This window comes from Planktothrix sp. FACHB-1365 (assembly GCF_014697575.1).
Taxonomy (GTDB): Bacteria; Cyanobacteriota; Cyanobacteriia; order Cyanobacteriales; family Microcoleaceae; genus Planktothrix.
The window spans coordinates 44,790-55,077 of the sequence record NZ_JACJSC010000038.1 but is presented as its reverse complement, the minus strand read 5'-3'; the positions used below and the strand labels follow the sequence as shown (position 1 = coordinate 55,077).

Sequence of the window (10,288 nt, the reverse complement as noted above, 5' to 3'; positions counted from 1 at the left end):
AGTCGAGGTGAACGCTTTGGGAGAATTGACCTCTACTTTAACGGGAGCAATCCTGTTGGGGCAAGTCGATTCGTTGAACAAAGAATCTCCCGTCACATCGCTTGGCGATTGACGGTGAGAGTGTCAAGGGTTATCCCCTTATAATTAAGCGATCGCTATTTTTATGATCAACAGCGATCGCTTTTAGTGTAAAATAAATAATAATAGAGTGCTGTATTATAGTCGCAATTGCCAGAATTAAGGCAAAACTTAATTAAATTTTAAACTTCCCCAATTGAGACTAAAAGCAATATTAAGATTTTCTAACGCTTCCACCAGCCAAAACACCTTATTTCTGGGAAAAGTAGAATAGTGATTAAATAAAATCGAAAACCGTTTTTCTAAATCTGATTTAACTTTGCGACAAAATAAGACAATTTTTAATAACAACCCAATAGAACGAGTTACTCCAATATTACTACTTAAATCTAAAAACACAAAGTGATGGGGTTGTTGGGGACTTTCCACAACCAAGAAATTTAATAATTTACGACAGGTTCCCGCTATCAGAGTAGCATTCACTTTTTGACTATCATTGTGGGATAAAGTGGCTTGTAGTTCTCGATATAAACGATTATTAAAATGGTTTTTTCCATACTTAGTATCAACCGTACTACTCAAATATTCATAAAATTCTTCTTTAAACGTGCGATAGGTTCGCGCCTGTTGGCTTTGATTTGCAAAAATGTAGGCTAAATCATTATAAGTATGATAACCATCTACTTTTCCGGTAAAATGTTTAACCGCAAAATTCAACTTTTTGTCTGTTAATAACGTTGGATTTTCCACCCCTGGTAAAATTAAGCGTTGTTCGCGGGGAGTGCGTTTAAACGTGAGATATTGAGATAAATCATGCTCCCAGGTTTCTTGAGCTTGCATTCGCATCTCGCGGATTTCCTGACGTTGCTCATCAGGACTATCATCTGTTAAAAAACAGTGATCATATAAATAAGGATAGCGACTAATTAAACCTTCTACATTATCATTTTTTTCTTTTTGACTAGCTGCTTCTATTTTTTCCTCAAAGACCTTGCTCAAACGGCGAAGAGCTTGATATTGTTCCGTTTCAATAAACCGTTTAACTAAAGAACGTAACCGTTTTGCTGTCCAACAGGAAGGTAAACCCGATGGAGTTTGTTCAAAACTATTAATCAGTTCAGGAATAGCCCATTGATGCCGAGGTTGTTTGCGCCACCGATTAATTAAAATATAGCAACTGCGGTTGAGAACATACTGAAATTCTATATTGGCTAAATCCGAATCGACAATCCGACCTAATGCTAAATTAACAGCCAAATCAGGGTATTCTCCTCCTTGGATAAACAAATTAAAGAACCGTTGAATCAGGTGTTGGGGTAGTTCAGTTTCGACACAACTTTGTAGATGAGCATAAATGACCTGCTCATCCGATGAGTGATAATACTGGCTAAACCCCGAACTATTCACGGTAGAACCCCTCTTTGGTCAGGGATAGGTGGATTTGAGCTACACACTCTGACCTCACATCCCAATTCTCGGTATTTTCTCCTTAGTGCCTTGTTTCCCCTGGATCTGGATTTTAAAATGAGTAACATTTTATCGCTTCCGATCACTTGCTTCTTGAGATACCCTGACTGACTGTGGGGAAGAATATAACATCCTGTTATACCCAACCCGACTTTTCCCTGATAACACCAGACTTGGGGTGAAACCCGAACTTTAAGGATGACTGAAAATTTGGGGTGGCGTGTAGCTGTGTTTCTAATACTTTTATCTTAGTGATAAATCCACCCCACTCCAATAAAGATTTAACAAAAATCAGTCATTAATTGTAAAGATTCAGTAAAGCTGTTCTTATAATATTCGTTCTGGGTTAAGATCCACCGCGCCTAACGCTTTCAATGTAACTTTTTGTGCTGTAGTGATTCCCGTCACACCCGTAATATTCAAACCATTGTAAGGCTTATCAGCGCGTAAGGTTTTCAAACACTCCTGGGTGTGTAAATCCCAAACCTTAATTCCTTGATCATGACTGCCACTCGCTAAAAAACGGCCCTGAGCATCAACATGAACTGACCAGACAGGATGGCTATGGCCTTCTAAATGTTTTACACAGTTTCCCGTCGCAATATCCCATAGTTTAACCTCTTGATCGCAACTCCCACTCACCCAAATCTGACCTTCAAGGGTCAATAAAATTCCCTGGACTCGTTCAATTTCACCGCGCCAAGTTTGCAGACATTCACCGGTTTCCACAGCCCAACATTTCACCGAACGATCATAACTCCCACTGACTAAAATCGAACCCTGGGAGGCAAAAGTCAGAACATGAACCCGATCATTATGGCCTTCAAGAACAGCCAAACAGTGGCCTGTTTCCCCATCCCACAGTCGAATAGTTTGGTCATTACTGCCACTGGCTAAAATTGAAGTTTGAGGACTGAAGGCAACTGAACCCACCCAACGCTGATGTCCTTGTAAGGTTTGTAACAGTTCACCCGTTTGCACATCCCAGAGTTTCACCGTTTGGTCATCACTGGCACTGGCCAATAGCCTACCTTCAGCACTAAACGTTACCGCTTGAATGCGATCGCTATGGCCATGCAAGGTTTTCAAACATTCCCCCGTCTGGGTATCCCAGAGTTTCACCGTGCGGTCATAACTGCCACTGGCAATTAAACTGCCATCGGGACTAAATGCGACTGACCATACCCAGTCCTGATGACCTTGTAACTGTTTGAGACAGCGACCCGTCTGCACATCCCAGAGTCGCACCTGATCGTCATCACTCCCACTGGCCAAACGTCTGCCATTGGGACTGAGAACAAACGACCACACCTGATGACGATGACCCCGTAAGGTTCTCAACCGTTGTCCCGTCTGTACATCCCATAACTGCACCATGCGATCCACACTCCCCGTCGCTAAGGTTTGGCTATCGGGACTAAAGGCTAAGGAACAGACTTGACTTTCTAATCCGGGTAAGGTTTTTAAACAAGTTCCCGTTCTCACATTCCAGAGTTTTACAGTTTGGTCATCGCTGCTACTGGCTAATAATTCTCCATCAGGACTAAATACCACGATCCACACCGAATCCTGATGACCGTGAAAGGTATGAAAACTGTGGCCTGTATTTATATCCCACAGCCGGACGGCTTCTTCATCGGTACTACTAGCGATCGCATGAATTTTACCCGGAGTTGAAGCAGAACGCACGAAAGTAACGGCCCAATTCCAAGCGTTATGTCCATAGAAGGTGCGTAAACAATCTCCCGTTTGCAGATTCCAGAGTTTAACGGTTTGATCCTCACTGCAACTGGCCAAGGTATGACCATCGGGACTAAAGGTAATACTGCGAATGCTGTCGGTGTGATCGGTGAAGTGATGCACACATTGTCCTGAACGAGTATCCCAAACCCTGACGGTTTTGTCATTACTACCACTGGCCAACCAATCCCCACTGGGACTAAAACAAACACAGTTAACGCTTCCTTGATGTTCCCGCCAACGGTTTAAGCATTCTCCCGTTGACACTTTCCACAGTCGCACACTTTCATCATCACTCCCACTCGCCAGTAAAGTCCCATCGTGATTAAAGGTGACAGACTTAACTCCTCCGACTTGTCCTTGACAAACTAATAGTTGTTGACCGTCTTCGACTGTCCATAAAATAATTTTACCTTCCGCATCTCCCGTCGCTAAAATTCCGTTAGCACCCAAAGCAACGGTGAGGGAATGACCCAGGGTTTTGGCAAACACGGATCGAGATAAATCGGAACCGGAAAAATTAACGTTTTGTAAATTGGCATCTTGTAAATAGGCTTGCCAAATGGTTAATTGAGAAAAGTCATATTCTGCTAAATCTAAGTCTAAACTATGGCAAAGATTAATAATATTGCCGCCGCCATAACCTGAAGAATGACGATTTTGTTTTAACCGTTCAATCAGAATTTTAAACTTTTGGTTTAGTTCTCCTGAAATTCGATAACGGCTTAAGAGTTTTTGAACAATGGGCTGTAAAATCAACCGAGTTTGACTTTCTCGGATATAATCTTTGGCTTGAGATTTAATTAGGGGATATTGATTTAAAATATTAATGGTTTCTGTTTCAATTTCTTGCAAAATTGTTTCAATCAACCGCTCAATCATATATTCCATAACAACGGGTTGCTGGGTAAAGCTGCCAGCACTTTTTTCAATCAGCGATCGCCGACTTAAGGATTCTAAGGCTTCAATTAATTCCACCGGAGAAATAATCGATAATAAATCTTTTCTTAAATCAACAACGGTACAGGGTTCTCGATTAATCGCTAACCAGTGCATGGTTTCTAATTCAAGTTCTGAAATTCGCCCTAATTGTTGTTCTAATATATCTCTAACATCGCCAAAAATCGCCGTCCCTTGCTGAATTTGGTCTAAAAATTCGCCAACATTTCCCCCAAACAAATCATAAATCGTGGTCGTAACAATTTTTAAGGCAAGGGGATTTCCCGCATAGCGTTCAATTAAGGTTTGCCATTGTTCAAAGGAACCTCCTACACCTTTAGATTGAATAATTTCTTGACAATTTTCCGGCTCTAATCCTAATAAAGGTAAAGACCGAACTTTCTGGGTTTGACCTTCTAACGCAGCAATTTCTCTGGGTTTTTCCCGACTGGTAAGCAGGAGACAGCTTTGATGTTGGGTTTCTCCTAAACGTTTAAATAAATCTCCATAATTTTCATAGCCGGGATAATAGCGTCCGACTCGATTTCCTTCTTGTAAAATTGATTCTGTATTATCTAAAATAATTAAACATCGAGAAGTGCGTAAAAAATCGATCAATTGGGAAATTTGTCGATGGGGGTCAGGAGACAAATTCAACTCCGTTTCCTTAGCAAAAAATTGAATTAAATCCATTAAAATTTCTGTTAAAGGCGGTGCATTTCGCAGCGATCGCCAAATCACAAATTCAAACTGGGGATAAATTTTTTGAGCTAACTGTACCGATAAAGAAGTTTTTCCAATTCCTCCCATTCCTAACACCGCAATGAGGCGGCATTCTTCCTGTAAAATCCATTGTTTGAGTTGAGCCAGTTCTTCAATTCGACCATAAAACTGAGACACATCCGTTGCTTCCCCCCAGTCTACATGGGGAGAGATTGACGGTTGACGATGGGTGAGTCTTTCCTTTTCCTCCTCCGGTTGTCTCCCTGTCCCCTTGTCTCCCCCTGCTTCCGCTACTGCTTCTACTCCCCTACTCCCCCTCTCCCCCTCCTCTTCTTCCAACGTGCGGCGTTCCATGACGGTACGAAAATTTTTTTTAGTGACCTTTTCTCCTAACTCATCCGATAACAATTTCCATAATTTTGGCCCGACATCCTGCTTGAGATACTCAGGAGTACAGCGATACTCTAAAGCAATTTCATGATATTTCTGACAATACCAAGTTCCCTGAATGACCGCTCGCTGTGCATCACTCAGGTGTTTTCCGGTTTTTTCAAAAACCAATGTATCGGTAATTGTCAGAGCCTCTTCAAAGTTCATCATGATCACAGATGCAACCAAGTTCATTACTAAGAGTGTATCCTGAACTTTTCTATCATAAGGTTAATTTTGAGTTCTTTGAGGAGATGGGGAGATCAAGCGATATTTCGTCGTCAGGTTTATTCTGCTGTAACCCAAGGGTGAATGATTCAGGGTGATGTCGTGTCAAAAACAATTCCTGAAAAATCGACTGAAGGTTTAAATAGATAGGGGTGGAATAATTTTTAATCCTTTCATAAGATTAAAGTCAGCCTTCTGTGAAAGCTGACTTTGAGGTGTTAAATTGAGATTGTGAGCGTTGAAATCGTTTTGTTAAACGTCTTGACATAAACAAAATTTTTTCATATTGGATTAAGACACTTTTCTAAAATGGTTTAACCCCTGAAGAATTAAGCCACTAAAGAAACTGAAAGATTGACGGTTTCCGTTCCTGAAGATTCGTAGTGTTCAGGATGGGGATACATTGTCGGTTTTGTTTCCATGATGCTGCCAAATCGCTCTAACCAATCAAAAATTCGATCCAGTTGTTCGAGTGTAATTAACCCATACTGCCACAGGATCATCGGTAACTGACCTGAATCTTGTTCTGGGTGGCGGAGTGCCATGGCAATTGAAGACGCCGGGATCGCTAACTCCCACCGTAAAAATTGAATCAGTTGTGCTTGTTTAGGGGAAATCATAATTCAGGTTCCTACAAAAAAGAAGGGGTAAAAGTTAGACAACAGTAGAAATAAGATTCTACGATATTAATTCTATAGGGAATTGAGGGAAATACAGTGATAGATATCGGGTTAATTCTGTGATTTAATCAACTGAATGGTGTGATCATCATCACAGGGGAAGGGATAACTTGACTGAGTTTCTACGAAATTTTGTTTTTAGAGTTCCCTAGAGACAATGTTGTTACGGTTTAGGTCAACATTGTTTTTTTATGATACCTGGTTCTTGAAGTTTGAGTATTCCGGCTTAAAATTATTTGACAAAACTCTATTCATTAAAATTTTATTAAAAATTCATTAGAAAGTTTCCCCTAAGATTACGGTTTGAGATTGAGCTATGAGTCGTGATCGGATCATTGAGTTTTATCTATGCACCGCCCCAATCAGCACGAATCGTAGAAGGGGTTTGTTCTCCCATGTCCCTGAGTGCAATTATTCGTCGTCTCGGAATTGATCAACTTCCCCAAGTCACCCTGACTCAGAACGAAGAATAGGGAGTTTAATGATAAATTGTGTTCCTTCTCCCATGTTGGAGTCACATTTAAGTTGACCTTGATGCTGTTCAACAATAATTTTATAACTAATAGATAATCCTAACCCAGTGCCTTTACCAACGGGTTTTGTCGTAAAGAAGGGATCAAAAATTCGCCCTTTAATATCCGGGGAAATTCCTAAACCATTATCCCGAATTTCAATAGCAATCCATTCTTGATCCATCACCGTTGTCTGAATTATAATTTGAGGTTGTTTGATCACACAGGTTGGATTTTGATGTTCCCAACCTTCTTGTAAAGCATCAATAGCATTGGAGAGCAAATTCATATAAACTTGATTGAGTTGACCCGGATAGCAATTAATTAAAGGTAAGTCACCATAGTTTTTAATCACTTGAATTTCCGGGCAATAGGGGAGAGATTTGAGACGAGTTTGTAAAATTTGTAAGGTACTGTCAATTCCCTCATGAATATTAATTCTTTTTTGTTCAGATTCATCTAAACGGGAAAAGTTCTTGAGAGATAAAACAATTTCTTTAATGCGGTTAGCACCATCTTTCATTGATTGATAAACCTGGGGTAAATCCCTTTTAATAAATTCCAGATCAATTTCAGCAATAATCTCTTCAATTTCTGCCTGGGGTTCGGGATAATTTTTTTGGTAAGCTTCCACTAATTGAATTAAATTTTTACCATAATCCGAGGCAAAATCTAGGTTGCCATAAATAAAACTCACAGGATTATTAATTTCATGGGCAACCCCGGCTACTAACTGCCCTAAACTGACCATTTTTTCATTTTGAATCAGTTGAGATTGAGTTTGTTTTAATTCTTTTAAAGCATGAATCAGTCGTTGATTTTTATCTTCTAGTTCTTGAGTCCGTTCCGTTACTTTTAATTCTAAATTTCGATTATAATCTTCTAACTGATGATAATAAATTTGTAATTGAATCGTCATTTGATTAAAGGTTCGGGCGAGTAACCCAATTTCATTCTCACTTAAAATGGGGACTGTTTGTTGAAAATTCCCTTGACTAATAACACGGGCTGTTTTTACAATCGCTAAAATCGGTTGCACAATTTGACGACCTAAAAAGAACATGGCGATCGCCATAAATCCTGATAAAATTAATCCAATCAATAAAATAGAACTGGCTAACTTACGGGCGGGAGTAAAGGCTTCTGTTTGAGAGCGTTCTACAATTAAAGCTAAATCTTTATTAGATAAAGAATAATAAACCCCGATCACAGGAACCCCTCGATAATTCCGATATAACCCCTCCCCACTTTTTCCCTGCATAGCTTGTTCAATTCCATCACTATTAATTCCATCAGGAAATTCATCTGATCCTAAGGTTTGAGACGCAATTAGAACATAACGATTGGATAAACCACTTCCCATATTTCCCACTAAATAAGTTTCTCCGGTTTTATCTAAATCAGTGCGTTGACGAATCACCTGATCAACTCGTTCTAAGTTTAAATGGGCCGCTAAAAGTCCTAAGCGTTTACCATCTTGATCTAAAATTTGATCGACTAACGTAATTTGGGGATAACCTGTAAGGGGTGAACGATAAAAATTAGAAACAAAAGAGTTTTGATTGTCCGCTTGAATATCACTGTATTGAACTAAGGGTTGATATTTACCGATTTGAGACGGGTCAGTTGAAACTAAAACTCGACCGCCACGAGACAAAATAAAAATTTCTTTTAACCCCGATTTTTCTCTGGTAAATGAACTTAAAGAAGCTTGTAATGACCTTTGAATATTTTTATAATCCTCACTAGATTTATCCAGGGTAAATAGTGTTTTTGCAGGAGTCCGAAGTTCAGGCATTTGAGCTATAGCTAAAACCACTTGACTTTGATCAAACACCCAATGGTTGAGTTCCTCCCGTTTTAAGGAAGCTGCGATATTCAGTTCATTAAAAATTGAGTTTTTTAAGGATTCTTTAGCTTGATAAAAAGCCATATATCCAACAAGAGAAACAATGATTAACGATAAAATCAGAAAAGAACTCACAAGCTGGAATAATAAGCTTTTTTTCCAAAGATTCATAGGAAAAATCAGAATAGATGAAAGGGGATCAAATGTTACAATAAATTGGGAGGTAATCACTTCTGTTGCCACAGATCAAAAATTTCTTTGATCTGTTGAATTGCCTGATCGGTTGCCTGTTCTGGAGAGACCTCTTGAGTTAATACGGCTTTAATGGCTTGACCCCAAATATTTTCCGTTTGAACCTGAGCATAAGCGGGGTTAATAACATGATATAAAGGTTGAGTTTTATTGGATTGAAATTGTTGAGATGCCACTTTTAAATGAGGATCATTAAGATTTTGCCAGAAAGGATCATTCCAAAGTTGCATCATAACCGGAAAATACCTTCCTCCAGTGCCTTGAACATAAGCACTTAGATTTTTGGGTTCAATGAGATAGGTTAGAAATTGTTGTGCTAGTTTTGGATTCTGAGCTTCTGAAAAAACCACCGCTTCTTTAACAGAAACTAAATGTTTCATCGGTTGACCCTTGGGGGTATTAGGAAAGAGGGCTGTTATCAGTTGATGTTGATAAATGTCTTGATCTTCCCGTTGGGAACCTGGAATGGATAAACTCGGATTCAGGGTCATAATGGTACTACGGTTCAAGAAATTAGTATTATTATCCGCATTCAACCAATTAATCGCAGCCGGGGGAACATTTCCCTCAAGATAAAAATTAGTATATTCATTCAGGGTATCTATAATTCCTTGACGAACGGTGGGTTGATCTAATTGTAAATTTCCCTGTTCATCGAAAAGTTGAACATCATGGGCAATTAAAAATTGTTCAAAAATTAAATAAGTATCTGAAGATTCAACGGACATCGGTAAACCTAAACCATAAATTTCTGTTTGTCCCGACGTTTTTAAATTAGCTTGAGCTTGTTGCCAAATCTGCCAAAATTCTGACCAATTTTGAGGTAAATTTTGAGGATCAATTCCCCCTTCTTGAAGCAATTCTCGCCAGTAGTGAATATGAAGCGTTTGCTCCATTAAGGGAATGGCATAATAAGACCGTTTTTGAGTGGCTTTATTCTTCAGATAAACTGATGCGATCGCACTGGGTTCATATAAGCTTTGAATCGGTTCCATCACCCCAGAAACATCTGCTAATTTTCCCTCCCAAGCCCATTGAGGAATTAAGGTAAAATCAGCCCGTTCGGAAAATAAAATATCTGGAGGATTTCCAACTTTTAAGGCTGTAATCGCTTCTTTTAAGGTATCCTCTTCACTAAAAAAAGACAGCTTAACTTGATTCCCCGTGAGTTGTTTCCAGTTCTCGACCACTTTTTCAATGGCTTCATCTTGTTCGGGATAATATCCTCGATTCCACCAGATGGTTAATTCTGATTTTTGTTGAATATTCTCAGGCTTTTTAGGGGGTTGACTTGTACAAGTGATTAAAATGAAACTGACCATTACCAAGGCTAGAAATCCTGCAAAGTTACGGGAAAATAAGTTTATTCTCATGGCTAGAATCCTTGGGGA

At 39.4% G+C, this 10,288-nt stretch carries 6 protein-coding genes; 1 reads left to right on the top strand and 5 read right to left on the bottom strand.

The genetic code is table 11. From position 1 onward, the window contains the following. Positions 1-249 precede the first annotated feature (249 nt). From H6G57_RS25790 to H6G57_RS29685, 3 genes are all read right to left on the bottom strand, one after another. Positions 250-1,485: a hypothetical protein gene (locus H6G57_RS25790; RefSeq protein ID WP_190523927.1), complete on the bottom strand. Its 1,236-nt coding sequence runs from the start codon at positions 1,483-1,485 to the stop codon at positions 250-252. A gap of 387 nt (positions 1,486-1,872) precedes the next feature. Next, a complete protein-coding gene (locus tag H6G57_RS25785) occupies positions 1,873-5,547 on the bottom strand; it encodes an NB-ARC domain-containing protein (RefSeq protein ID WP_190523924.1) in 3,675 nt (1,224 codons plus the stop codon). Positions 5,548-5,933: 386 nt separating this feature from the next. Then, the gene (locus H6G57_RS29685; RefSeq protein ID WP_309236054.1) at positions 5,934-6,224 is read right to left on the bottom strand and encodes a DUF2949 domain-containing protein; all 291 of its coding nucleotides are present in this window, start codon (positions 6,222-6,224) and stop codon (positions 5,934-5,936) included. 383 nt (positions 6,225-6,607) lie between these two features. Between H6G57_RS29685 and H6G57_RS25775 the strand changes: the two genes are divergently transcribed. Then, the gene (locus H6G57_RS25775; protein ID WP_190523921.1) at positions 6,608-6,757 is read left to right on the top strand and encodes a hypothetical protein; all 150 of its coding nucleotides are present in this window, start codon (positions 6,608-6,610) and stop codon (positions 6,755-6,757) included. On the opposite strand, the gene H6G57_RS25770 is transcribed toward H6G57_RS25775, so the two are convergent. Beyond that, positions 6,732-8,888, bottom strand: coding sequence for an ATP-binding protein (locus H6G57_RS25770; RefSeq protein WP_309236053.1), 2,157 nt, complete (start codon positions 8,886-8,888; stop codon positions 6,732-6,734). The genes H6G57_RS25775 and H6G57_RS25770 overlap by 26 nt on opposite strands. After that, positions 8,873-10,270: an ABC transporter substrate-binding protein gene (locus tag H6G57_RS25765; RefSeq protein WP_190523918.1), complete on the bottom strand. Its 1,398-nt coding sequence runs from the start codon at positions 10,268-10,270 to the stop codon at positions 8,873-8,875. Before H6G57_RS25765 ends, H6G57_RS25770 begins: the two co-directional genes overlap by 16 nt. Positions 10,271-10,288: the final 18 nt, after the last annotated feature.